Annotated in this window: 23 protein-coding genes; 9 read left to right on the forward strand and 14 right to left on the reverse strand. The window is 35.1% G+C overall.

Features of this window, described 5'->3' with window-relative positions; all coding sequences use genetic code 11:
* Position 1 precedes the first annotated feature (1 nt).
* The 4 genes from JM172_RS03350 to pdaA all read right to left on the reverse strand — a co-directional run bounded on the left by JM172_RS03350 (position 2) and on the right by pdaA (position 3,321).
* On the reverse strand, positions 2-1,039 hold the full coding sequence (locus tag JM172_RS03350; protein ID WP_214480655.1) for a sensor histidine kinase: 1,038 nt from the start codon (positions 1,037-1,039) through the stop codon (positions 2-4).
* Entirely contained in the window at positions 1,036-1,746 is a 711-nt protein-coding gene (locus JM172_RS03355; RefSeq protein WP_214480656.1) for a response regulator transcription factor, read from the reverse strand. Before JM172_RS03355 ends, JM172_RS03350 begins: the two co-directional genes overlap by 4 nt.
* A gap of 51 nt (positions 1,747-1,797) precedes the next feature.
* The gene (locus tag JM172_RS03360; protein WP_214480657.1) at positions 1,798-2,424 is read right to left on the reverse strand and encodes a DM13 domain-containing protein; all 627 of its coding nucleotides are present in this window, start codon (positions 2,422-2,424) and stop codon (positions 1,798-1,800) included.
* Positions 2,425-2,556: 132 nt separating this feature from the next.
* A complete protein-coding gene (pdaA, locus tag JM172_RS03365; RefSeq protein ID WP_483297239.1) occupies positions 2,557-3,321 on the reverse strand; it encodes a delta-lactam-biosynthetic de-N-acetylase in 765 nt (254 codons plus the stop codon).
* 337 nt (positions 3,322-3,658) lie between these two features.
* Between pdaA and JM172_RS03370 the strand changes: the two genes are divergently transcribed.
* Positions 3,659-5,326, forward strand: a complete 1,668-nt coding sequence (locus JM172_RS03370; RefSeq protein WP_214480659.1) for a DUF3981 domain-containing protein — start codon at positions 3,659-3,661, stop codon at positions 5,324-5,326.
* 724 nt (positions 5,327-6,050) lie between these two features.
* Here JM172_RS03370 and JM172_RS03375 read toward each other — a convergent pair.
* Positions 6,051-7,583, reverse strand: a complete 1,533-nt coding sequence (locus JM172_RS03375; protein WP_214480660.1) for a fumarate hydratase — start codon at positions 7,581-7,583, stop codon at positions 6,051-6,053.
* Positions 7,584-7,828: 245 nt separating this feature from the next.
* Between JM172_RS03375 and JM172_RS03380 the strand changes: the two genes are divergently transcribed.
* On the forward strand, positions 7,829-8,074 hold the full coding sequence (locus tag JM172_RS03380; protein WP_214480661.1) for a hypothetical protein: 246 nt from the start codon (positions 7,829-7,831) through the stop codon (positions 8,072-8,074).
* Between the two features lie 180 nt (positions 8,075-8,254).
* Here JM172_RS03380 and JM172_RS03385 read toward each other — a convergent pair whose 3' ends face one another.
* The 3 genes from JM172_RS03385 to JM172_RS03395 all read right to left on the reverse strand — a co-directional run bounded on the left by JM172_RS03385 (position 8,255) and on the right by JM172_RS03395 (position 10,141).
* Positions 8,255-8,473 carry a hypothetical protein gene (locus tag JM172_RS03385; protein ID WP_214480662.1) on the reverse strand — a complete coding sequence of 73 codons (219 nt, stop codon included), beginning with the start codon at positions 8,471-8,473 and terminating at the stop codon, positions 8,255-8,257.
* Positions 8,474-8,778: 305 nt separating this feature from the next.
* Positions 8,779-9,693: an NAD-dependent epimerase/dehydratase family protein gene (locus JM172_RS03390; protein ID WP_250886486.1), complete on the reverse strand. Its 915-nt coding sequence runs from the start codon at positions 9,691-9,693 to the stop codon at positions 8,779-8,781.
* Positions 9,694-9,958: 265 nt separating this feature from the next.
* Positions 9,959-10,141, reverse strand: a complete 183-nt coding sequence (locus JM172_RS03395; protein WP_214480739.1) for an SE1561 family protein — start codon at positions 10,139-10,141, stop codon at positions 9,959-9,961.
* 275 nt (positions 10,142-10,416) lie between these two features.
* Here JM172_RS03395 and yfkAB point away from each other — a divergent pair, with 275 nt between their 5' ends.
* Both yfkAB and JM172_RS03405 read left to right on the forward strand, forming a co-directional pair.
* Positions 10,417-11,553 carry a radical SAM/CxCxxxxC motif protein YfkAB gene (gene yfkAB / locus JM172_RS03400; RefSeq protein WP_214480663.1) on the forward strand — a complete coding sequence of 379 codons (1,137 nt, stop codon included), beginning with the start codon at positions 10,417-10,419 and terminating at the stop codon, positions 11,551-11,553.
* 84 nt (positions 11,554-11,637) lie between these two features.
* A complete protein-coding gene (locus JM172_RS03405; RefSeq protein WP_250886500.1) occupies positions 11,638-12,519 on the forward strand; it encodes a mechanosensitive ion channel family protein in 882 nt (293 codons plus the stop codon).
* Between the two features lie 209 nt (positions 12,520-12,728).
* Here JM172_RS03405 and JM172_RS03410 read toward each other — a convergent pair whose 3' ends face one another.
* Together JM172_RS03410 and cax are read right to left on the reverse strand one after the other, a co-directional pair.
* Positions 12,729-13,538 carry a YfkD famly protein gene (locus tag JM172_RS03410; protein WP_214480665.1) on the reverse strand — a complete coding sequence of 270 codons (810 nt, stop codon included), beginning with the start codon at positions 13,536-13,538 and terminating at the stop codon, positions 12,729-12,731.
* Between the two features lie 928 nt (positions 13,539-14,466).
* Entirely contained in the window at positions 14,467-15,519 is a 1,053-nt protein-coding gene (cax, locus tag JM172_RS03415) for a calcium/proton exchanger (protein ID WP_214480666.1), read from the reverse strand.
* Between the two features lie 289 nt (positions 15,520-15,808).
* Between cax and JM172_RS03420 the strand changes: the two genes are divergently transcribed.
* Both JM172_RS03420 and JM172_RS03425 read left to right on the forward strand, forming a co-directional pair.
* Positions 15,809-16,996, forward strand: coding sequence for an MFS transporter (locus JM172_RS03420; RefSeq protein ID WP_214480667.1), 1,188 nt, complete (start codon positions 15,809-15,811; stop codon positions 16,994-16,996).
* 368 nt (positions 16,997-17,364) lie between these two features.
* Entirely contained in the window at positions 17,365-17,511 is a 147-nt protein-coding gene (locus JM172_RS03425) for a BH0509 family protein (RefSeq protein ID WP_214480668.1), read from the forward strand.
* Positions 17,512-17,706: 195 nt separating this feature from the next.
* Here the strand turns inward: JM172_RS03425 and JM172_RS03430 are convergent, their stop codons facing one another.
* The gene (locus JM172_RS03430; protein WP_214480669.1) at positions 17,707-18,654 is read right to left on the reverse strand and encodes a DMT family transporter; all 948 of its coding nucleotides are present in this window, start codon (positions 18,652-18,654) and stop codon (positions 17,707-17,709) included.
* A gap of 271 nt (positions 18,655-18,925) precedes the next feature.
* Between JM172_RS03430 and JM172_RS03435 the strand changes: the two genes are divergently transcribed.
* Positions 18,926-20,875 carry a heavy metal translocating P-type ATPase gene (locus JM172_RS03435; protein ID WP_214480670.1) on the forward strand — a complete coding sequence of 650 codons (1,950 nt, stop codon included), beginning with the start codon at positions 18,926-18,928 and terminating at the stop codon, positions 20,873-20,875.
* Positions 20,876-21,251: 376 nt separating this feature from the next.
* On the opposite strand, the gene JM172_RS03440 is transcribed toward JM172_RS03435, so the two are convergent.
* From JM172_RS03440 to JM172_RS03450, 3 genes are read right to left on the reverse strand one after another with little or no spacing between them, the layout of a single operon-like run.
* Positions 21,252-22,094, reverse strand: a complete 843-nt coding sequence (locus JM172_RS03440; RefSeq protein WP_250886487.1) for a YihY/virulence factor BrkB family protein — start codon at positions 22,092-22,094, stop codon at positions 21,252-21,254.
* A gap of 13 nt (positions 22,095-22,107) precedes the next feature.
* Positions 22,108-22,434, reverse strand: coding sequence for a YtxH domain-containing protein (locus tag JM172_RS03445; protein WP_214480671.1), 327 nt, complete (start codon positions 22,432-22,434; stop codon positions 22,108-22,110).
* Positions 22,435-22,461: 27 nt separating this feature from the next.
* Positions 22,462-22,932 carry a low molecular weight protein-tyrosine-phosphatase gene (locus JM172_RS03450; RefSeq protein WP_214480672.1) on the reverse strand — a complete coding sequence of 157 codons (471 nt, stop codon included), beginning with the start codon at positions 22,930-22,932 and terminating at the stop codon, positions 22,462-22,464.
* Between the two features lie 522 nt (positions 22,933-23,454).
* On the opposite strand from JM172_RS03450, the gene JM172_RS03455 reads away from it, so the two are divergent.
* Together JM172_RS03455 and JM172_RS03460 are read left to right on the forward strand one after the other, a co-directional pair.
* A complete protein-coding gene (locus JM172_RS03455; protein ID WP_214480673.1) occupies positions 23,455-23,679 on the forward strand; it encodes a DUF1128 domain-containing protein in 225 nt (74 codons plus the stop codon).
* Positions 23,680-23,982: 303 nt separating this feature from the next.
* Positions 23,983-24,123 carry a hypothetical protein gene (locus JM172_RS03460; protein ID WP_214480674.1) on the forward strand — a complete coding sequence of 47 codons (141 nt, stop codon included), beginning with the start codon at positions 23,983-23,985 and terminating at the stop codon, positions 24,121-24,123.
* Positions 24,124-24,686 lie beyond the last annotated feature (563 nt).

Here is a 24,686-nt window from a genome sequence, read left to right on the forward strand (position 1 = left end):
ACTACTTATGCTGTTTCGGGAGTGTAAAATAAAATGTACTTCCTTCACCTTGTTTACTTTGCACACCAATTTCTCCGCCATGTAAATCTATAATAGATTTTGATATTGCTAATCCTAACCCAGCACCGCCATGAGCTTTATTACGTGATTTTTCAACCCGATAAAACCGCTCAAAAATATGTGGAAGCTCTGATTCGTTGATACCTTCTCCTTCGTCAGTAACACTGACCTTAACACAATCTACACTTTCCTTCACATCAATTCCTAGCTGACTTCCTCTCGGAGCATACCGTATTGCATTTTGTATAAAATTAATCAGCACTCGCTTTATTTTTTCGGGCATAATCATTAACGGAGAAAGCTTATCTGGAATTTGAACCGATATCTTCAAGCCGTGTTCTTCAATTTGAAAATATTGATTTTGGAGTGTTTCAACTATTAAGCTATCTAAGTGATATCGGGTAGGTTCAAATGCCTCAGTACCTGCCTCAAGTTGAGAAAGTTGAAATAAATCATTAATCAGATGATCAAGTCTTTTCGTTTCAAGACGTATTGTTTTTAAATATTGATCAAACGTTTGTTTATCTTCAATAACATCATCCTGCAGGGCTTCAACAAATGATTGAATTGAAGCCAATGGAGTACGTAAGTCATGTGAAATATTTGCAACAAGTTCTTTTCTCGATGCTTCAGCTTGCTTGATCTTTGTAAAGCTTTCCTCAAGCTTGCTGCTCATTTCATTAAAATGCTCTGCCAATTGCTGAAATTCTTTAGGTCCTATTGAGGAAACTTTACCTTCAAATTTACCCTCTGCAATTTTTTTTGATTCTAATCTAATAAGAGTTATCGCCTTTTCAATGGGTCTAATTAACAACCCATGAATAAAAAATGATAAAATACCAGCCGCTACGGTTACAATCGTTAAAAGCTCAATCGCCTCATTAGGGAGTAGCATTCGAACATAGCTTATCGTAAGGAATATTAATATGATAATAATACTTAGTGCATTAGCAATTAGTAGTTGCGTGCGCATCTTCATAACAATTCACGCCCAGTAAACTTATAACCTATACCCCATACAGTTTGAAGAAAGACAGGTTCTGATGGATTCTGTTCTATTTTTTCACGAAGTCTTCTAATATGAACAGTGACTGTAGTTGTATCCCCAAAGAAATCAATGTCCCATATTTTATCTAATAGTTGGCTCCTTGAAAACACTTGATTTGGGTGGCTTGCAAGTAAAAACAACATGTCAAATTCTTTAACAGTTAATTCAATATTATTATTAAACGCTACCACCTTACGCATTTCAGAATCAATTTCTAAGCCATCAAATTTAAGCTTAGTCGTTGTCGATTTCTCAGTTGACTTCTTACTACCAACATGAATCCTACGAAAGATAGCTTTCACCCGCAATACGAGCTCACGGGGACTGAATGGCTTCGTCATATAATCGTCTGCCCCTAGCGTCAGTCCCATGAGTCGATCCATTTCTTCTCCTCTTGCAGTGAGCATTATGATGGGTACATCGTCCTCATTTCTTATTTCTTCACACACTTCCCAGCCATCTTTTTTTGGCATCATCACATCGAGGACAATCAAATCCGGTTTGTGGCTTCGCCAAAGTGTTATACCTTCTTCTCCATTTGATGCTAATAAAACGTCATAACCTTCCCGTTCTAAGTAACGTTTTGAAACATCTGTTATGTTGGACTCATCATCAACAACTAAGATTTTCTGTGACATCCACTATCCACCTCTTACCTCTTTTCTCGTATTGTACCACGAGAGTGGATATTATTGCTTTTCAAGCATTGCGTAGCCGAAATCAACATCAAACGCACGACACCAAACGACTACTTTGTTATACTCACTTAAATCTACACCCTCAGGAATTTCATAGTTTTGATCACCTTGATTACCTTTTAATTTCCCTAAATCAACACCCTCACTCGTAGGCTGCCCTTCTTTAGTTAAATAAACTTTAAGATCGGGACCGTTCGTTACCGAGAATTGTTCAAACCGTATATACATTTTGCCATCTGCTGTGACAGTGAATGCATTACCGCTAATATTATGCTCATTATCAACTTCAACAAATGTTCCAGCGTAGGATTCGTTAGACATTTCTTTATCTTTGTTCATTGCTTCTTCAGATGCATCATCACTCATTTCTTCTTTTTCAGACATGCCTTCCTTATCTTCACCCTCCATTGTTTCTTCCATATCATCTTTCATCGCTTCTTCATCAGAACCCATATCTTCTTTATCATCCATCATTTCTCCATGTTCACCGGATGCGTTTGCAGAACCAGGTAACGGCTCATTCACTTGCTTGTCTATAAACAATGGTGACAACAACCACCACCCTATTAATACTGCTACGATGCCAATACCTGTAAACAACAGACTTTTTTTATTCATAATTTCGTTCACCCTTTCTTTTTTTGTACACTACTATAATCGCGGATGAACCTTATCAAACAATAACAAAAATCTTACAAAAGTATTAAATGAAATTATGTCAAAAAAAGAAAGTATTCTACGTTTACTATCTTATCTTTCAAAAATGATTGGCTCTAATAACACTTTTTCCATAATGAGTGTATCTAAGCTTTTGAAAGAGTATCCTTGTTCACGAAGATCGTCTATCACCTTTCCAAGTGCCTCTGTATTATCTTTTGATACTGCATGTAAAAGGATGACTGCACCAGGATGAATTTGTTTCATGATGTTATCATACGCATACTTCCAGCCTTTCTGTTGATCAATATGCCAATCAATGAATGCCAATGACCAAAAAACATTATGATAACCTAGCTGTTCTGATATGGCTAATGTTCGTTCACTAAAGATTCCTCTAGGTGGACGTAAGAAACTCATACCTTTTTGAGCTGTTAACTCCTCGGTTTTTTTCTTGACTGACTCCAACTCCTGTTTTAAACGCTCATCACTAACAGTTGTAAAATCAGGGTGCTTCCATGAATGATTACCAATGATATGTCCTTCTTCTACCATCCGTTTGACTAAACTCGGTTGATCTTTAAGATAATGACCTGTCAAGAAAAAAGTTGCTTTCACATCTTTCTCTTTTAAAACGTCTAATATTTTGGCAGTATATTGGTTATTTTCATACCCGTTATCAAACGTTAAATATATATCTTTTTTTGATGTATCCCCTATATAAAAGCTATTGTATTTTTCAAGTAATTGGTCAAGTTCCTCACCAGCTGAAGGTGGTTCATTATTCGTACTTCTTTTAAACCCCCAATGAATCGGCTCGTTAGATTCACTCGCTTCTGTTGTATATGAAAAAGTAATTGCTAATAATAGCGATAGAAAAATTGCTTGTATGAATCGAATCTTCAATCGACACCCTCCTAATAATATAAGTTCAACATATTTTTATTAGTTTTTTACGTTAGTTGAATTTCATACTAGGTAGAGTTTTCCGATGTCTATTTTATAAAGCTGTTTTCGTATAGATTGTTTTTCGCACAAAAAAACAAACATAGTTCATCTTTTCTTCTATAAAACGATGACTTCTTAGTTAGAAACTTTGGCAACACAGTTTACGACAAGAGCCAATTATAAAAATGAAACCTTTGATGCATATAGACGTAGTACAAGATATATATGCGGAGGGAGGAAGAACAAAGTGAAATTTGTTATTTTACTTACGATCTCTTTATTTATGATGCCTTGGACAAAACAAGAAAGACAATCTACAGTAAAAATAATATGGATTCCTGTGCTTTTTTGGTTAGTTATTGGAATAGTAGAGTATTTCTTTTTAATTGATAATCAAATAAGTTCAATTTTAACAACCTACACAATTGTTGCAGCAGGTTTTATTATTCTTAGTTCCTATTTTTATGAGAACCATAATAAAGTTTTGATGATTAAAGCAACGTTAAGTGTACTCCTCATTGCAGCTTTTGTTTATACAACCTTTTTTCATTCAATGATCATTGCTAAAAATAAATATGAAGGAGTTAATTTTGAAGTTCATGATATATCAGAACCTTTTACCAATGAGGATACACCTTTTTCTGTCCCACCAGAAACTGCTCGTAATAAAATGCTAAAGGTTTTTGGTAACATTGATAATGTCTCGTATTTTGAACTCGGTGATTTAACACCACAAATCGTCAACGGTGAGACATTATATGTAGCACCTATAGAAGCTTCTGGTTTTTTCAAAGCAAGAAAAGCCGGTTCCACTCCTGGGTACATTACAATGTCAGGTACAAACCCTGACGCAGAAGCCAGTCTCGCCTTAGGCTATGAGATGCAATATGTACCTAGCATGTATTTTAATGATAACCTTCAACGAATTGTTCGCAAGGCATTTCCTAAAGGGATATTTTATGGTGAACCGAAATTTGAGATAGCTGATGACGGTAAACCTTTTTATACAATGACATATGGTGATAAAGTTTCTCTACGTTCTGGATTTAATGTCAAAGGAGTAATTTTAGTAGACCCTAACACTGGTGATATTCAGAAGTATACTAAAGAAAAAGCACCTGCCTTTATCGATGGTGTGCTCAATTTCGAAACAGCTTCACTCCAGAATGAATACTTCGGATATCTGGCACATGGTTATTGGAACAGCTTATTTTCTCAAACAGATGTTAAAATACCTACCGATTGGGGTACGTACGAAGGCGTAACACCTATTTTTGGGAAGAGTGGAAAAATGTATTACTTTACAGACTTTACCTCTCCGAAAGAAGGTGTAGATTCAGCACTTGGTTACTCTCTCATTGACGCACGAACAGGTGAATTAAACTACTATAACGGTGAATTAGTAAAGGGGGTTATGGATGGCTCTGCAGCTGAAGAGGTTGTCGATAATACTTTTAAAAAGGAAAAGTGGCATGGTACGATGCCAGTTATTTACAACGTGTACGGTGAACCAAGTTGGGTTGTACCTGTTACAGATGATGGTGGTCTAGTTCGTCAGTATGCAGTGATCTTAGCGTCAAATGCAAAAGTTTTTGCTACTGGATCAACACAAAAAGAAGCATTCAATAAGTATAAAAGCGCCCTTTCTAGAACCGACTCCACACACCGCGCCTCTACAACTAGTGAAGAAAAGAATATAGAAGGGGATGTTCTGCGTGTTTATAAGGAAATTGATGATGGTGTAACTTTTATTTTTATACTTCTAGATAATAGCGATAAAATATTCATGGTTTCTTCCAGTGACTTTCCATATGCAATATTTACTGAGCAAGGAGATACTCTAAAGCTAGAGTATGCAGATAATAATGAACAAATCGTTTCCGTTAATCAATATCAAAACCTAGGGATTGATTAACATACACTTAAACAAGGCTAGTGCAAAATTACACTAGTCTTGTTTTTTCACGAATGTGCTCTTTTGACTAATAAATTTAAATATTGACCCATAAGTTCAGCAAATTGACCCGTATATCATCTAATTTGACCAGTAAACCATTTAAATTGGCCCGTATATTCAGAATTTGAACCGTAAAACATCTAATTTGACCCGTATATTCAGAATTTGACCCGTAAATCATCTAATTTGGACCGTATATTCAGGATTTGAACCGTAAAACATCTAATTTGAACCGTATATTCAGAATTTGACCCGTAAATCATCTAATTTGACCCGTATATTCAGAATTTGACCGATATATCATCTAATTTGAACCGTATATTCAGAGTTTGACCCATATAACATCTAATTTGAACTGTATATTCAGAATTTGACCCGTAAATCATCTTATTTGACCCGTATATTCAAAGTTTGACCCATATAACATCTAATTTGACCCATATAACATCAAATATAACCCGTATATTCAGGATTTGACCCATATAACATCTAATTTGACCCGTATATTCAGAATTTGACCCATATATCATCTAATTTGACCCGCATATTCAGAATTTGACCCATATAACATCTAATTTGACCCGTAAACAATAAAGGTTAGTCCATAAATCTACTGTACACCTCCAATAACAAAGGATCACTAGCAATTGCTAATGATCCTTTGAAAAATCATATATATCTCCTATTTAAAAACAGGATCTTTAAAAGTCGCTAGCTTTTCTAAAGATGATTTATCAACATCTTCGTGTAAGCTGTTGCCGTGAGAATCCATCGTTACTACAGCAGTAAACCCTTCAACTTGCAGATGCCACATTGCTTCAGGAATGCCAAACTCCATGAGGTCAACTCCCTCAACTGATTTAATACAATCAGCATAATATTGTGCTGCACCACCTATAGCATTTAAATAAACGCCACCATGCTCTTCTAAAGCTGCAAGTGTTTTTGGTCCCATACCACCTTTACCAATAACTGCACGGACACCAAACTTCTTCATAATATCACCTTGATACGGCTCTTCGCGAATTGATGTAGTAGGACCTGCTGCTTTTACATGCCAATTGCCTTCTTCATCTTTCAACATTACTGGTCCACAATGATAAATAATTTGTCCGTCCAAATCTACTGGCGCATCGTGGTCAGTTAAATATTTATGAATCGCATCGCGCCCAGTGTACATCATGCCATTAATATGAACGACATCTCCCACTTTTAATTCACGGATTTGTTCTTCCGTTATCGGTGCTTGTAATACAACTTCACGTGTTTCCGATTCCTCGTCAGCTTTATTTGCGTCATTAGCAAAATCTACTTTTTCTCCGTCCTGATACAACCATTCATTAATCTCGCCCGTTTCTGGATTTACAGTCATACCTAAGCGTCGATATGCCCAGCAGTTGTACGCTACTGATACAAAAAAGCTTGCTGGGATTCGGTTTATGACACCCACTTTACAGCCGAGAAGCGTTGTTTCCCCACCAAAGCCCATTGTACCAATACCGAGCTTATTCGCATTTTCCATCACGTATTCTTCAAGTTTACGTAAATCTTCGTTAGGGTTTACATCATCAACCGTACGGAAAAGCTGCTCTTTAGCTAACTCATAACCACTCGTACGATCTCCTCCGATTCCAACACCAATAAAACCAGCACTACATCCCTGTCCTTGCGCTTGATATACTGAATGCATGATACATTTTCTAATTCCGTCTAAATCACGTCCTGCACGACCAAGCCCCTCTAGTTCACATGGCAAACTATACTGGATGTTTTTGTTTTCACAGCCTCCACCTTTTAAAATCAGTCTTACATCAATATAATCTTTCTCCCATTGTTCAAACTTAATTACCGGAGTGCCTATACCTAAATTATCACCACTGTTGGCTCCAGTTAAGGAATCAACAGAATTAGGACGTAGCTTGCCATCCTTTGTAGCTTGTGCGATAGCGCTATAAATCGCATCCTTTACCTTTAACTGATTTACCGCTACAGGCGTTTTAATTTTAAATGTTGGCAAACCCGTATCTTGACAAATAGGCGATACATTTTCATCCGCCATGGAAATATTGTTCGTAATCGTTGATAATGACATAGCAGCTCGAGTACCTGCATTTTCACGTTTTTTCGCTTTTGCAATAGCACTACGGACATCCTTTGGTAAGTTTGTAGATGTTTCAACGATAAGCTTATACATACTTTCTTGAAGCTTCTCCATACAAAATCCCCCTTATATTCCGCTAAAATGAAGTTGTCTTATTTTTCACAATTAAATTATACTCCTACAATATTATTTTCGAAAGCGATTTCTTTTTCACACTACCAAATAGGAAAATAATGCTATAATTATTTTAGAATCTTATCGTAAAATTTGTTATTAAAGCTAAGGTGTTGGACACGAAAAACATCATTATTTTAATAAAGAACGGTCGAATTACAGTGGTTAGAGGAGGAATCAACAAGTTGAAGCTTTGTATACATTGCGATTCAGATATGATAGAAAAAAAGAACTATTTAGAATTTAAATTACCAATTGCTATGTTGCTATTAATATTCCCAAACGGTGTATTCTTTTGTTGGGTACCTTTTCTCATCCCAGGAAATTATGTATGTAAAAAATGCTATAAATCCTCGAAAAAGGTAAAGGAAATCGATTGGAGGGAATATGAGTTACTAGAAAAAATAAAAACACAACAAACAACGAAATAGTTTAAAGGCTATTCTATTATAGATCGGTGATTTTTGAATGGTTGATATAATAGGGTTCCTGAAGGCCCAAATTCGGTTCTAATGGTTGAAGTTCCCATTTTTCTGCTCTATATGTTTAATTTCATAGTCAAAAGGTTAAGAAGACTAGAATAAGCGCTTGGAATCAACCCAAACGCAATTTTATTTGTTATTGTTATTATAAATATTTCTGTGTACATAATCTGCATTTTTGTGAAAAGACCACTGACCTAAAAGAGTAGCTAAAACCATAAACATTCCACCTACCACAAAGCCAATCGTATAATAACCTATGAAAAAAAGAACGAAAGAACCTACAAGCGAAAGTATCAGAGCAACGATTAACCAAGTTTTTATTTTTTCTTTTTTTATATTATCCAATTTCATCTCTCCTATTATTTCTAAACAACATTTTAACGTAATTTTTAATTATATAAAATGATCTTTTCAAATAAATATAGTAATTATATTACCAATAGCATTCATTGTGATAGACTTTTTATCGCATTAATGTCAATTCTCTATAACTCGTATCGATCACAGATAACATCGTTTTGCTATGATAAGTGAGATAAAATAGCAACAGAGCTTATAAAAGAACAACATAAAAAAGGGCAGATAACTCTACAACTACATACCTAAGGCTAAAGATATGTACCATGAGTTCTGACCTTCAATGGTAGTACTTATTTCTCGTTAGCAATTATTTTTATTAAGTTTGGTAACCACTGATATAGATTAGTGAATGTATATCCTAACCCTTTTGCTTTATCAGTAGAGATTGTCCATGTTTTTTCAATTCCATATGGAGAGTGTTCGTCTTTTGTGGATTCTTTAGAAAGCACAGCATTTTTGCCGATTTCTTTCTCAATAAGCTCCATCAATTCACCCATCGAAATCGTTCCATCAGCACAAGCATTGATAGGTCCTGCAAAATCTTGGGTACCCGTCCAAGCAATAAAGTCCCCTGCCTCCTGCTGGTTAATAAAGCCCATTCCTACATCGAGATTAGGGAAGTATATTTGTTCTTGTTTTTTCATTTTGTCAATATGAAGCTTCAAACGTTCTGTATAATCATGCTCCCCCAACACAATCGGAATACGAACTGCTACAACTGGAAAAGAAGCATGTTGAAAAAAAGCAGCCTCTGCTTGTCGTTTGCCTTCCTGGTAGGATATTTCGTCCGTAGGAATAGGGTTAATTTCATATGTATATGGATCGAACAATTCTTCTGCCATATCCACACCATAGTCATAAACTGACATCGTTGATGTAAATACGTATTTACCTACCTTACCTTTTAAAGCTTCAATGGTAATTTCTGCATCCTGTGCATTATAGCATATTTGATCAAATACAATATCCCATTTACTATTTTGTACCGCAGTTATTACTGACTGCTTATCAAATCGATCAACCTTTAACTTTTTCACTTCATCGCCGAATGGGATTGTACTTTTTTGTCTCGTTGCAACAGTTACTTGAAAGCCCTTTTTTAATAATTCATTAACCAAATTCACTCCAAAAAAACGTGTTCCTCCGAATACTAATGCAGTTTTCATCACAACAACACCTCCGTAATCATTATATATTGAAGCCATTTAGAAAAACGAGAAATTTGAATCATAAGCTCCATATTCTTAATCTATGTTACCTTCCATAAATTCTAGACCAAGCTAACTCCCTTTTACTGTAAAAGTAAAAATCAGGTGTAGAGTATTCCACACCTGATTAATTAATTGTGGCTTATCGTAATAAGAGCTATACATGAATATAACTAACGTTCAACACACCTTTTCATACATATCATACACATCAGTTACTCATGTAAGTTAAAAAACGCAACAAAGTTTACGAAAAAAGTCTTTATTTATGATCTTTTATTTGTTCACATTTATCTTCAATATCATCAATCATCTGTATTAAACGATCAATATCTTCAAGCTTTGTTTCTTCTGGATCTAATGAGTCGATCGTCTCTAAAAACATATTTAATCGATCCTTCAAATATATTATTTGTGAGTGATTGCCATTTGATGTTTTATCCAACTAGCTCGCCCCTTTCTCTCTATTATCGTAACGAATTCACAACCATTTGACAACATCCCTCACAATTCTACATAATTATCGGAGGTTATTGTTTAGTCAAAGTTGTTTTCACATTGATTGTTACTTTTTGTCCAAAGATATAAGCACGTAGTCAAATAGCGTTCGTGGCATCTTTTCTACTTATAGAATTATTAAGCTATTATAATACTCATCAAAAATAGCAACAAAGTTTACGAAAAGAGCATTAGTCAAAAACAATCGTTAAGGAGTTATACATGAGCACAACAAAACAAAAAAAGCTAATTTCTCCCTTAAATGATCCATGGGAGGCATACACAGATGTTGAGGAGTTAGGTCAACTAGAATTAACAAATATTGAATTCACCACGACAACTTTATGTAATATGCGCTGTGAGCACTGTGCAGTTGGCTATACGTTACAATCAAAGGATCCACATCCATTGCCCCTTAATCTATTATTAACGAGGCTAGATGAGATTCCACATTTACGCTCCGTAAGTATTACCGGTGGTGAGCCAATGCTATCTTCATCCTCAGTTAATGGATATGTTAAACCGTTATTAAAATACGCTCATGATCGTGGTGTGCGCACACAATTGAACTCAAATCTTACAGTTCATTTAAGTAAATACGAACAAATCATTCCATATTTAGACGTACTTCATATATCACACAACTGGGGAACAGTTGAAGAATTTGCTGAGGGTGGGTTTGCGATGATGGAGCGTAAGCCAACGTTTAAACAGCGTGAAAAGTATTTTAACCAAATCATCGAAAATAGCCGAGCATTGTCAAAAGAGGGTGTTATGATCTCTGCAGAAACGATGTTAAACAAAAGGACTCTCCCTTATATAGAGCAGATCCACCATCAAGTGATCAATGACATGCTGTGTGCACGTCACGAGATTCATCCAATGTATCCGAGCGATTTTGCTAGTCACTTAGAAGTTCTGTCATTAGATGAACTCCGAGCAGCCATTCATCACTTACTTGACGTACGTGATGAAAATACATGGATGCTTTTTGGCACACTACCTTTTTATCCTTGCAGTGATAAAGATGAGGATCTCACCTTGCTAAGACGTCTATACGAGAGTAGAAATATATCCGTAAGAAATGATCCTGACGGTCGTTCTAGATTAAATGTAAACATATTTACTGGAGAAGTCATTGTCACAGATTTCGGTGATGCCCCCCCATTAGGGAATATACAATCGAATTCTTTATTAGAATCTTATCAGCTTTGGACGCAATCTCCTTTAGCAAAAATGTTAAGCTGCCACTGTCCTGCTGTAAAATGTCTTGGTCCCAATTTATTAGTAAAGGATCGTTATTACAAAGACACTGATTTTCTAACAAATGAAACGAAACTAGTAAGAAGCGAAGCTTAGCAGTTTCTATTGAAAAACTTAAGATTAATCGTTATTGTATATATAAATGTTGAAAATTAATTTCACAGAAAGTGTTGATAAATGATGCAAACTACGTTAGAAATACTAAATACAGTATGGCAGCATGAAATAACTAAAGTCATCCGTTTTGGGTTTATCGTTTGGTTAGCTGTCCTCATTATTAATAGAATGGTTCACAACTTTTTTAAGAGAACACATTTTTTTGAAGAGCGCAAAGAACAAACAATTGAAAGTATGGTTCGCTCGGTTACGAAATACGTAGCTACATTTGCTTTTATTATATATACGCTTGATGAGCTTTTTGACATTGAAGCTGAAAAACTCCTAGCTGGAGCTGGTGTAGCAGGAATCATACTCGGCTTAGGCGCACAAGGGCTAATAAAGGATGTGTTGTCAGGTGTGTTCCTGTTGTATGAAAAACAACTTGATAAAGGGGATTTTATCACTGTCAACAACACGTATAACGGGACGGTAGAAGAGATCGGACTCAGGTTTTTGAAGGTGCGTGAATGGAGTGGCAAGTTGCTTACTATTAGTAATGGGGAAATTCAACAAATCCAAAACTATAATATTGAAAATATGCGTGTCATCGAACGCGTCGTCGTTAGTTTTAGAGAAAATCCAGAAGAAGTATTCAAACTGTTAGAGCAAACTTGTGTTCAATTAAATGATTCTTTACAAGCTTATTTAAAGACGAACAATGAACAAGTCATTGAACCATTCCAAGTATATGGAATGACGTCCCTAAATGCTGGCTTTCGCGGCTATGAGTATACAATTATAGGCTTAGTGGATGACGCACACTTCTGGACTGCAGCGAAAGAGACTAGACGAATTGTTGCTCAAGCTATGTTTGACCATGATATTTTAATGGCTGAAGGCCAATTAATTGTACAAAACAACCAAGAAATGAACGACGAGACAAGCACAAGACAATTTCAATAGTTTTTTTCGTAAGCTTTGTTACCATTGAAAATAATTTAGAACAACAATAAATAATTCTATGCAAATGACCTCAATTCAAATGAGAATAGATGCCTAGGATGCTTAGTTTATTTTTATTTCCTAGTACGAAAAGCAACAATCATTAAAATACATTCTTTCAATAACAACAAAGAGCGCTATTACACTAAAGTCGTAATAGCGCTCTTTCCTTATCTCGGATGATTTGTTGTAACAAAGGAGAATGATACATGATCTTGGACAGGAATCCAAGCACCTATCCCTTGAGAAGTTACATTTTTAACCTCAATTTTCTTACTGTTACCCCTCAACACTAAATATACTTCACCATAGGTCACTTTACCTTTTTCATTCACAGCAGGTGAGTGTGAATATAAATAGCCCACTTTCTTTGGAGGTATATTATATATTTGCTCTTTTTTTGTACCTAAGCCAACAATCGTTTGAAACGATAATTGTAATTTAGTTTTGTCCATTGATTTTAACAGCATCATCTTTTTTACATCCTCTTCATTTGGGACAGTTGAAGTTAAACCTCCCTTCACTACCTTTTGGGTATCCTGGGTGTAAAATATTTTCTGAGGTGCTTCTCCTCCTCTATTATCAAAATAATTAGTATTAATTTTTTGATATTCCCAGTTTGTTGTCGTTTCTTGTGATTCATAATTTAATGGCCATTCACCTAAAAAAATCGTTGCACGATACCCAATTGCATGCGGTGCGTTACCTATAGAAGACTCATTTAAAATACGTATGAGATCCGGATTTTCTATTGTTACATTTGATCTTTCAATAAGCTTCTTAGCAAGTTCACTTGGCTCCAAGTATGGTAAATCTTCTGTTGGGTTTGGATAAGTATTTTCTTTTGAAATATTTACAACAGAATCAGGTATTACATATTGATTCTTTGCTGCTTTTTGCTTTTCCTCTGCTGTAATGACATTCGGATTTATTAAAGACATAAAGAATAATAATACAATAAACTGTGATATACGTTTCATTTGCAATTACTCCTTTCAAACACATAATCTTTTCATTAGTTTTTTCGAACAGACTATAGATTATCCAACTTAATTACATCAATTTGCATATTTTTCTTCAACAATACATTTACTAAGTTCAACAAACTATTTTCACAATTGCTGTTGTTGTTTTTAAAAGATTCATGACATAAACGATGACAAGCATTCAAAAATAAGAAAAGAACTAAAAAAAAGCGTGTAATAAACAGAATATTCAAATAAATTTTGAATATAATAAACTATACTTACCAAAAAGGAGGGATCTCGAAAGCATCATACAACACATAAGGAGGTATGCGTATCGAGTAGAATCATCGTAGTGACTACTTTAAAAAGGTACGAAATACGACAAGTGAGTTTGTGTGAATGTAGTTAGGTAATAATTACTTTGAATTTACGTAGATGATAACGATTGGAAATATATTTATTTTACAATTCCATTTCCTGAACATAAAAAATTAAGGGTGCTTCAACAATAATGTCTGAAATCATTGCCTATTAATAAATAACTTAATAGGTAGGTCAGATACATTGAAGGCATCCTTATTTATGTTCTTTGAATGATATGAGATTTAAGTTCAAAACATCTTGACTTTTGTTAACAATGGACAAGTCTTTACTATTCTCAAAGTTTGAAACTTGTGCCATCTTTTCTTCTTTAAAACAATGATAAAGGGATAAAACCACTTATTGCTCTTCTAATTTACAACCAATAGCAACAAAGTGTACGGAAAGAGCCTTATATAGGCTCTTTACCTATAGACTGCAGTTTCTTCGAGCTAAGAAATAAACACTTATATAACTAGAATACGTGCCATCTTCCTGTTTGTAAATATTTACAAATTAATAAAATTGCTTCTTGCACTTCTAATTTATTACCAATAACAACAAGGTTTTGAAAAGAGCTTTATAATAAGTAAAAGCCAATTCCCATAATGATATATGCTGCTAATAGTGTTGCACCTTCAAACCAGTTCGTATCTCCATCATTTGTCAAAACAATCGTTAAGAATACTGAAGAAGCCATGGCTACGAGCTCAGGAAGCGTAAACACAAGAGCCATTTTTGTCGGGAAGAATAAAGAAATAAGTACAAGTAGTGGTGCAATAAACATGGCAATTTGTAAGGTTGAACCGACTGCGATTTCTACAGCGATATTCATTTTATTTTTGTACGCCATAATAATCGCCGAAGCATGTTCAGCCGCATTCCCTACGATAGCAACAATGATCACCCCGATGAACAACTCGCTCCACCCAAACGTTTCACCTACTATTTCAAATGTGTGAACAAGGTTTTCTGACACGTAAGCAACTGCTGCAGTTGCTAGCGCTAAAACTGTAATGGCTACCTTTTTCGACCATTCCGGTTCCTCGTGTTCTTCTACCTCATCCGAGCTATGGTGATAAACCCCACGATGTGAGACAAGCCTAAAATATAGTGCAGCTATGTATAATGCCATTAAAATAATTGATATCCCAATACTTAAATCTAGCGTTTGGCTTTCAGTCATTTCCATTGAAAAAACTTCAGGGATTACAAACGCAACAATAACAGCAAACATTAGGAGACCCGCATTGTGACGAGCATCGTATGCGTTAAATTCTTGACGTTTAAATTTCAAGCCTCCAACAAAAAAAGATAATCCGCCTACAAGTAGTAAGTTCCCGATAACGGATCCAGTTAACGAAGCTAATACAACACCAATAAGACCAGCTTTTAGAGCAAAGATTGAAATGATTAGCTCAACTGCATTTCCAAATGTGGCATTTAAAAGTCCACCTATACGTGGTCCACTAACGATAGCAATACTTTCTGTTGCTCTCCCCATGTAGCTAGCTAAAGCAATAATTGTAATATTGTAGATAACGAACATTATCACAGGTGACCAATGCAATAGACTACCAACAACGGATAGTGGGATACCAGTAGCTACTAGGAGAAAAAATATTTTATTCATTTCCTCAAACCTTTCTGTTTATAGCTATAATTATTATTAGTAAAATAAGGGAATATTTTACTAACCATACTCTCATTGAATACTACATATATTTTTCACTTAAGCATTGAGAAATTATTACTAATTCCTCGTCTTATTTATACAAACAGTTAAGGGTGTATTACCGCTTAGAAAAAATAAATATAACAAATGATGTTATTTCTGAAAAACCCTTGTATATCTCTTCATTTATTTGTACGATCTTTATCGGGTGCATTTTATCAACATCGTTAGAAATAGAGGTAATACAATGGATAAAAATAAATTTCGATTTTGGATACTAGTTAGTATTGTTATGATTTCTGGTTTTTCACAAGGTATGCTACTGCCACTTATAGCAATTATTTTTGAAAATGACGGGGTTAGTTCGTCTTTAAATGGCTTAAACGCAACTGCGCTTTATATTGGGATACTTCTTATATCTCCGTTTATGGAGCAGCCTTTAAGAAGGTTTGGCTATAAATCTGTTATTATCATGGGCGGACTCATAGTGATCGTATCTCTCGCGCTATTTCCTCTCTGGAAATCATTTTGGTTTTGGTTTATTTTACGTCTTTTTATTGGCATAGGTGATCATGCACTACACTTTGCAACTCAAACGTGGATAACTTCGTTTTCCTCAGCCAAAAAAAGAGGACGAAATATTTCTTTATACGGCTTATTTTTCGGCCTTGGATTTGCGACTGGCCCATTATTAACTCCTTTAGTAAAAATTAATGAAACACTCCCTTTTGTAGTATCATCTTTGTTATGTCTCATTGGATGGATATTCATTTTTATGCTTGATAATGACTATCCTGAACAAGATATCGCGTCAAATTCTTTCAAAGAAACGATTCAACGTTTTAGTCAAGCTTGGAAATACGGTTGGGTTGCATTTTTACCACCATTAAGCTACGGATTTCTAGAATCGTCTTTAAATGGTAGCTTCCCTGTTTACGGTTTAAGGATTGGATTAGAGGTAGCAAGTGTTTCAATTCTACTTACTGCCTTCGCTATAGGAGGTATTGTGTTCCAACTACCGCTAGGCATGCTGAGTGATAAATTTGGTCGTAGAAATATCTTAATGGGCATTCTTTTCTTAGGTTTTGTAGCATTTTTAGCTGCCAGCTTTTTCGAACAATCCATCGTTTTACTAACGACGTTCATTTTCATAGCAGGTATGTTAGTAGGATCTACTTTTTCCATGGGTATAAGTTATATGACAGACCTAATGCCAAAAAATCTACTTCCAACAGGAAATTTACTTAGTGGTGTTGCATTTAGTGTAGGTAGTTTAGCAGGTCCTATCCTAGGAGGTACATTTATACAATTCTTCGAAAATATTAGCTTTTTCACTATTATAAGCATCATGTTATTAAGCATATTTTTTATCGTCACTTTTTTTGGTAAACAGCCTACCATACAAGAAAGTGAACCTGTGAGATTGAGCAAATAACTATTTAATACGAGCCTCTGTGCTACTGCATTCATCTTACATCAAAAAAATAATGTAGGACATCACCCAGATAAATTAGACCTCAACTTATATAGTTGAGGTCTAGTTGTGTAACAAAGCTTTTGTTGCATTAAATACTAAATTTAACAACGATCGTCAACTAAACTCCCCTAACTGTTCTCCTTAAATACAGTAGCAAAGTATAGAAAGAAACCACATCATTTATACAGTTACGAAATAACTCTCGGCAGACTAAAATATTTTCAAAAAAATCAAAAAAGTATTTGCACATTTTTATTAAACTGTTATATAATACAAACAAAGATAATACACTGTATTAAAACAGATGAAAAAAGGAGCGGATATAAATGAGTAGACAAGAAAGAAAAAATATGATTGAGTTCATTGAGAAAATGAAAGGTATGGATCGAGATCACTTAATCTACATGACAGACGCTGAAATTGAGCATATTTACAATACTACTTACTACCAATTTGAAGAAATCGCTGAATAACAGTTTACTGCTTTTCAACACAATACCTCATTAATAAGTGTTCAACCACTAACAATATTCCTTTTATAATCGAAATTCCATTAACATGATTAACTATAAAAAATACACCTCGATAACATAACATCGAGGTGTATTTTTGTATATTCGACTTTTGATAACACTCAATAGTTGGCAGCAAAAAAATTAGTACATGGCTTAACTAACTTGATCATTCACCTTTCTTAGCCGCTTCCTATCAGGTCGATTCACAATAATAATTCCTGATGTAACAAACAACAATCCAAATACAACGAAAAAGTGAATCGATTCTTGTAATAGTATACTAGATAATATTACACCGAATACAGGGACAAGAAATAAGAACATCGATACCTTGCCGACCTGATTATATTTCATGACATTATTCCAAAGCACAAAACCTGCTGCAGATAAAAATGCTAAATACAGCAATAAGAATAATGACTTTACTGTAAACTCAAAAGGAAATATACCTGCCATTATCATCCCTACGGCTAATAAACCAAAGGATCCAAATAACATTTGATAAGCAGTTAAATAGCCAACATCCATACTAAAACTGCCATTTCTCGCTTTTAAATTTCCAAAAGCACCCGAAACCATTGCAAGAAGTAATAATAATTCACCTAAGCCGAATGAAAAAGAAAAGGAACCTCTAGTTATATTTACTAAAATGACGCCTGTAAACCCAACTAGTACCCCTACTACCTTTTTTCTATTTAAGGAATCATCATTATACATAAAATGTGCAAAAATCATTTGAAATAATGACGTAGTCCCTGCGATTATTGATCCTTGTATGCCCGTTGAATAGCTTAATCCTATATAAAATAAAACATATTGAAAAAATGTCTGATACAAACCTATATGAACTAGTGGCTTAATTGTACTCTTTTTCAAAAAGATATTTCGTTTTATAAATACGTAAAAAACCATAATCATTAATGAAGCCAAAATGAATCGGTAACCAGCGAATAAAATTTGTTCACCAATCTCATTAGGTTGAATGTTCAATTCTTCATAACTGAGCTTAATGAATGGGAAAGCACTCCCCCACAAAAATGTCGCTGCAGCTGCCGCAGCGATCATCCCTAATTTATGAGAAAAAAAGCGTTCTGCTGTCAAATCAATACATCTCCTTGATCCTTTAAAGTACACTTACCTAGTTATAATCCAATCTAAAATTTTATACAAGTATTTTGAGCTTTTTAAGCACAATATTCTTTCCTTAATGCATATAGTATGGTAGAGTATTAAATAAGAAATATAATAAATATTTAATTAAAATTATTATAAAGAGTGCTGCTATCCCTATAAGATGGCAGCTTTCGTCATTTTATTGGGATATTGATTTTGATTACTTTTCTCAATTAGATTAATTAGGAGGAGAGATTTTATGGAAACAAGTGAAAAGGCAGTAATAAAAGATAATACCCAATCAACTTACATCAATTGTAAAACTGATCATACTGAAACATTTATTAACAAACTGCAAACACATATAGAATTAATTGCAGCTTTAAGCTCCGGTGTACTCATTTTTCTTGCATGGTTAATGGATACACTCAGTATGCCAACATTCTCAGTTTCCTTATATATATTAGCGTTTCTTATTGGTGGTTTTGCGAAAGCTAAAGAGGGAATAGAAGAAACTATTAAAAACCGCGAGTTGAATGTTGAAATGCTCATGGTCTTTGCTGCTATCGGATCAGCTTCAATTGGCTATTGGTGGGAGGGCGCAGTATTAATTTTCATATTCTCTCTTAGTGGCGCATTAGAAACATATACGATGAACAGAAGTAATCGTGAGATTTCGTCGTTAATGGATTTACAGCCTGAAGAAGCGATCTTACTAGTGGGTGATTCAGAAAAAACTGTTCATATCTCAGAATTACAAATTGGTGATACGATTTTAATTAAGCCTGGTGATAGAATACCCATTGACGGAGAGGTTCTAAAAGGGCAAACGTCCATTGATCAAGCGACCATCACTGGCGAATCGATCCCTGTTTCGAAGGATATCGGGGACGAAGTATTTGCTGGGACAGTCAACTTACGTGGTGCCATCCTTGTAAAAATGACCAAACATAGTGAAGATACTTTATTTCAGAAAATCATTCGACTTGTTCAATCAGCACAAAGTGAAAAATCTCCTTCTCAGCTTTTTATTGAAAAATATGAAGGAACTTATGTAAAAATTGTGTTAATTACTGTATTAATCATGATGTTCGCACCCCATTATTTATTTAATTGGAGCTGGACTGAAACATTTTATAGAGCAATGATCTTATTAGTTGTGGCTTCGCCATGTGCACTCGTTGCATCGATTATGCCAGCTACATTATCTGCCATTTCAAATGGTGCAAAGAAGGGTATTTTATTCAAGGGTGGTGTTCACTTAGAAAAACTTAGTGAGGTTAAGGCAATTGCTTTTGATAAAACAGGAACACTTACGAGAGGTAAACCTACTGTGACAAAAGTTCTCGTGCGAGATGGTCTATTTCATGAAGATGTCATTACAGCAGCTGCTTCATTGGAAAGTCATTCTAGCCACCCACTAGCTCAAGCCATTGTATCTTACGCAAAAAGCACCTATAAATGTACGCTTAGTCAACCTGATAGCTTAGAGGATGTTGCTGGTTGGGGAGTACAAGGTGTGTACAATAACCAAATGTGGAAAATAGGTAAAGCTGACTTCGTCGGCAGCGAATTAGCAGAACAGTTCCACGGTGGAATTGCCAATCAATTGGCTGACGAAGGCAATACAGTCGTTTTTATAGCTGACTCTAACGGAATCGCTGCAATTATTGCACTAAAGGACGCTGTTCGTGAGGAATCGATTAAAGCAATTCAAAGCCTTAAAGCACTTGGTATTCAAACGATTATGTTAACAGGAGATGGAGAACAAACGGCAAAGGCCATTGCAGAAGAATGTCAGGTAAATCACTATATCGCCGAGTGTCTACCAGAAGCAAAAGTTGAACACTTAAAGCAACTTAAAAGCAAATATAACAATGTAGCGATGGTTGGTGATGGAATCAACGACGCACCTGCGTTAGCTACAGCAAACGTTGGTGTAGCTATGGGAGAAGGGACAGATGTCGCATTAGAAACAGCAGACGTCGTTCTCATGAAAAACGACCTGTCAAAAATTGCGGAAACAATCAAGCTATCACAAAAAATGAATCGTATCGTAAAGCACAATATCATCTTTTCAATCGCGGTCATTTCCCTATTAATCCTGTCAAACTTCCTCCAAGTTGTTAATTTACCACTTGGTGTAATTGGGCACGAAGGAAGCACAATATTAGTTATCTTAAACGGCCTACGACTGCTAAAGGCGTAACAAACGCAAAAGGGCCTTGACGTTGTATATTCAAGACCCTTTTGCTTTTCTTTTTTGTCGCTGCAGAACCACTTAGTAAATACATCCGATGGCATAAAAAAATCAGATGCATTTGCTCCACTGTTTGTCGAGAATCAACAAGATACTTCCGCTTTTCTCGTTAATGATAACCGTTTGTGCCATTAGCACTGCTGCTTGTTTTATGTTTAGGGTTTGATCCAGCTTGTTGATTTTTCTGCTTTGTATCTCCATCTTTTTTCGTTTTTTTCGTCATTGCTTCATCCTCCTAGCTCATAATGATAAGAAACTTATCATCAATTAATATGGCTAGTTTTTCCCTAAGCATAATAGTAAATTATAGAAGAAAGCAATAACATTACTCATCACAATCAATTCTACGACAATTAATGATCGCATTAATTTCTCCACCCACGATAATAGTCATCCCAGTTAGGTAGAACCATATCATTAATACAATAATACCGCCGAGACTACCATACGTGGAACTATAATTTCCAAAACTTTCAACGTAGTAAGAAAAAGCTACAGAGACGATAATCCACCCAACCGTCGCAAAAATAGCCCCGGTTGTAACTTCCTTCATTTTCAAGCGTTTATTAGGTGCAATGAAATAAAGAAATGAAAATACAACCAATAAGATAATAGAACTCAGAATCCACCTTACCGCATTCCATGCATTCATAAATTCTATCGAAAAGCCAAATGATGACGAAATAAACAAGCCAATTTTTTGTCCAAATACAGGAAGTAATAACGCAACAACAATTACAAAAATCATAGCAAATGTTAATAAGATCGACACACCTCTAGCTACGAGAGGTGATCTACTTTCGTTCACTTCATACGCACGGTTAAAAGCTCTCACTACCGCATTCATCCCTATCGACGCTGTCCATATCGTCCCAATAATTCCAAATGAAAGAAGTGTGCTATTTTGTGAACCGACGATAAGCTTTAAATTCGCTTCAATCATTTCGAGTGTTTCACCTGGAGCAAATTGTTGAAATACTTCCATAACATCCTCTTGTGAAACAGGTAAATAAGCAAGTAAGGTCACTAAAAAAATTAAAAAAGGAAACAATGAAAGCAAGAAAAAATAGGCCAACTCAGCAGACAAACCTACAATATCATCATCATTAAACCGCCTAAAAAGCTCCTTAACAAAGAAGACGACACTCATTCTCCGCTTAGTCTCCATTTAGAACACCCACTTATCCTTCCTTATCGTTAAAAACTTTCTCTTTCGTATCCTTCACTACCTCTATCATTTGAGGAGTTGATTGTTTTAATTCATGGGCTTTAGTCGTAACAAACGATACATCTTCTTCTATTTCTTCAATCGTTGTTCTCACTGTATGTATTTGATCTTTAATTTTCACTGCTAATGTTGCAGGATCTTTTAGAAATTCTCCCGTAGTATGCACTGCTTTTCTTCCTTGTGTAACAACTTCTTTCCTTGTTTCCTTGTTTAGCATTGCAATTGCTCCACCTACAAAAGCGCCTGCCATCATCCCTTTGAACAAATTATTTGCTGACATGCTCACCTCTCCCTTTTATAACACCATTCAAATATTATGTTTATTTTTTATCATCTGCAGTAAATTCTCACAGCCTTTGACGACTAAATCATATACTTCTTCAAAATTCCCTGTAAAGTATGGGTCTGGCACATCATCTATATCACTTTCAGGAACAAGGTCAAGAAGTCTTCCAATATAACCTGTTTTATTGTACCCCGCCATCTTATGGAGGTTTCCAATATTTTCAGAATCCATACCAATAATATAATCAAAATTCTCTAAATCATTTTCAACAACTTGCCGTGCTTTCATACCTTCGAAAGGAATCCCCTTACCTGTTAGTATCCCTTGTGTACCTTCGTGAGGTGGCTTACCTATATGCCAATTTCCTGTGCCCGCAGAATCTATTGTTATTTTATCACCAAGACCTTGGTTGTTAACTATTTCTCTGAACACAGCTTCTGCCATAGGCGAGCGACAAATATTACCTAAACATACAAATAAAACTCGAATCATGTTTTCCAACTCCTTTATCTTTCCATCTCCATTATAAGCAAAATTTGATTTGATATGTAAGATAGAATTTAAAATGTCACTCTTGTTTCATTTATAATGCTCATATAAAATTATTCTTCCTTACATAGTATTTATAATGGTATATTTTTCAATGGTTATTTGATTATGAAGAGGCGTTTGATATTACTAACATTCGGAGTACCTTTTCTTTGCTAGATTAAAAATTTAACAATACACATCAGTTGCTCAATTGTTAATGTAAAAGGCTTTTTTCGTAAACATTGTTGGTATTTTTATCTAATTAGTTCTATAAAAAGTGATTTAATGTTGTTAGTCATCGTTGTAAAAAGCAAAACATAGTTTACGAAAAGAGCCTTATAAAAAAAAGATGTCAAGAGTTCTATAGTACGAACAGTATTTACTTGAAAGAGCAATTGCTATAGCCAGAAAACAATTAAAACTACCTACCTATGTTAAACATGTTACAATAATAATAATAGTAATTTTGGAAAGGATGACATGATGAATTTATCTCAAAAATCAGTAGATAATGTGAATTATATGATTGAACAAATTAAAGAAAAATTGAATGTACTTAATTTAGGGGCAATTAAGTCATCCCATTTTGACGAGGAAATGTACGAAGAACTAAAGGAAATTTATGAGCTTGTCATGAAAAAAAATTCATTCAGCCCTAATGAAATGCAAGCCATCGTTGAAGAATTAGGTAACCTGAGAAAGGTTTAATAATAACAGCTCATTTGAAACAAATAGTAAAGCTATCAGAATTATTGCTTTACTATTTGTTCCCTACATACTGTTCCGTCAATCGACACTCCCGCAATATGCGTCACACAGCACCGTTTTATAGAAGAGAAGATTGTACAGCGATAGTCGACTTCAAAAAAGAAATTTACTCCCCCCACTCATACAAAACGTTAACCCACTTACAGAATTATTTCATTAGGGCATTGAAGTTTTTACACGCTTCAATGCCCTATGAATGTTTTGGTACACGTTAGCATAGTAGTGTACAAAGGGGGGATGGGCATGGCGGCTCTTTGGCTAAAGACAATTGGTTTCTTAATTATTCTATTCTCAACTCTAGGTGTTTATATTTATTTTCTAAGAGTGTCACTTAACTCAGAAGATGCATCGATTATTGATCCAATCCCGGATAAAAAACAATAAATCACGCACAATTAAGCATCAAAAGAAACAAGTTTCTTTTGATGCTTATGCTTTTTTATTTGGTATTGTCCATTTCATACTGTTAATGGGTCAATTCTTCATTCTTTAGGGTCTGTTTCAACTGTTTATCGGTCAATTCTCCTTTCTTTCGGGTCTATTCCAACTGTTTATCGGTCAATTCTCCTTTCTTTCGGGTCTATTCCAACTGTTTATCGGTCAATTCTCCTTTCTTTCGGGTCTATTCCAACTGTTTATCGGTCAATTCTCCTTTCTTTCGGGTCTATTCCAACTGTTTATCGGTCAATTCTCCTTTCTTTCGGGTCTATTCCAACTGTTTATCGGTCAGTTCGCCATTCTTTCGGGTCAGTTTCAACTGTTTATCGGTCAATTCTCCTTTCTTTCGGGTCTGTTCAACTGTTTATCGGTCAATTCTCCTTTGTTTCGGGTCTGTTTCAACTGTTTATCGGTCAAATCTCCTTTCTTTCGGGTCTATTCCAACTGTTTATCGGTCCTCACCTCTTTTAATGGGGGCTATTTACTAGCCAATCAACACCTTTAATGAT

This window comes from Bacillus sp. SM2101, assembly GCF_018588585.1.
GTDB classification, from domain to species: domain Bacteria; phylum Bacillota; class Bacilli; order Bacillales; family SM2101; genus Nanhaiella; species Nanhaiella sioensis.

Bases quoted from the DNA above. Each gene is read 5' to 3' on its own strand.
- JM172_RS03410 (WP_214480665.1), bottom strand. From the start codon at position 13,538: ATGAAACGTATATCACAGTTTATTGTATTATTATTCTTTATGTCTTTA.
- JM172_RS03440 (WP_250886487.1), bottom strand. From the start codon at position 22,094: ATGGAGACTAAGCGGAGAATGAGTGTCGTCTTCTTTGTTAAGGAGCTT.
- JM172_RS03420 (WP_214480667.1), top strand. From the start codon at position 15,809: ATGGATAAAAATAAATTTCGATTTTGGATACTAGTTAGTATTGTTATG.
- JM172_RS03355 (WP_214480656.1), bottom strand. From the start codon at position 1,746: ATGTCACAGAAAATCTTAGTTGTTGATGATGAGTCCAACATAACAGAT.
- JM172_RS03455 (WP_214480673.1), top strand. From the start codon at position 23,455: ATGAATTTATCTCAAAAATCAGTAGATAATGTGAATTATATGATTGAA.
- JM172_RS03405 (WP_250886500.1), top strand. From the start codon at position 11,638: ATGCAAACTACGTTAGAAATACTAAATACAGTATGGCAGCATGAAATA.
- JM172_RS03425 (WP_214480668.1), top strand. From the start codon at position 17,365: ATGAGTAGACAAGAAAGAAAAAATATGATTGAGTTCATTGAGAAAATG.
- JM172_RS03450 (WP_214480672.1), bottom strand. From the start codon at position 22,932: ATGATTCGAGTTTTATTTGTATGTTTAGGTAATATTTGTCGCTCGCCT.
- cax (WP_214480666.1), bottom strand. From the start codon at position 15,519: ATGAATAAAATATTTTTTCTCCTAGTAGCTACTGGTATCCCACTATCC.
- yfkAB (WP_214480663.1), top strand. From the start codon at position 10,417: ATGAGCACAACAAAACAAAAAAAGCTAATTTCTCCCTTAAATGATCCA.
- JM172_RS03390 (WP_250886486.1), bottom strand. From the start codon at position 9,693: ATGGCTTCAATATATAATGATTACGGAGGTGTTGTTGTGATGAAAACT.
- JM172_RS03360 (WP_214480657.1), bottom strand. From the start codon at position 2,424: ATGAATAAAAAAAGTCTGTTGTTTACAGGTATTGGCATCGTAGCAGTA.
- JM172_RS03445 (WP_214480671.1), bottom strand. From the start codon at position 22,434: ATGTCAGCAAATAATTTGTTCAAAGGGATGATGGCAGGCGCTTTTGTA.
- JM172_RS03460 (WP_214480674.1), top strand. From the start codon at position 23,983: ATGGCGGCTCTTTGGCTAAAGACAATTGGTTTCTTAATTATTCTATTC.
- JM172_RS03375 (WP_214480660.1), bottom strand. From the start codon at position 7,583: ATGGAGAAGCTTCAAGAAAGTATGTATAAGCTTATCGTTGAAACATCT.
- JM172_RS03350 (WP_214480655.1), bottom strand. From the start codon at position 1,039: ATGAAGATGCGCACGCAACTACTAATTGCTAATGCACTAAGTATTATT.
- JM172_RS03435 (WP_214480670.1), top strand. From the start codon at position 18,926: ATGGAAACAAGTGAAAAGGCAGTAATAAAAGATAATACCCAATCAACT.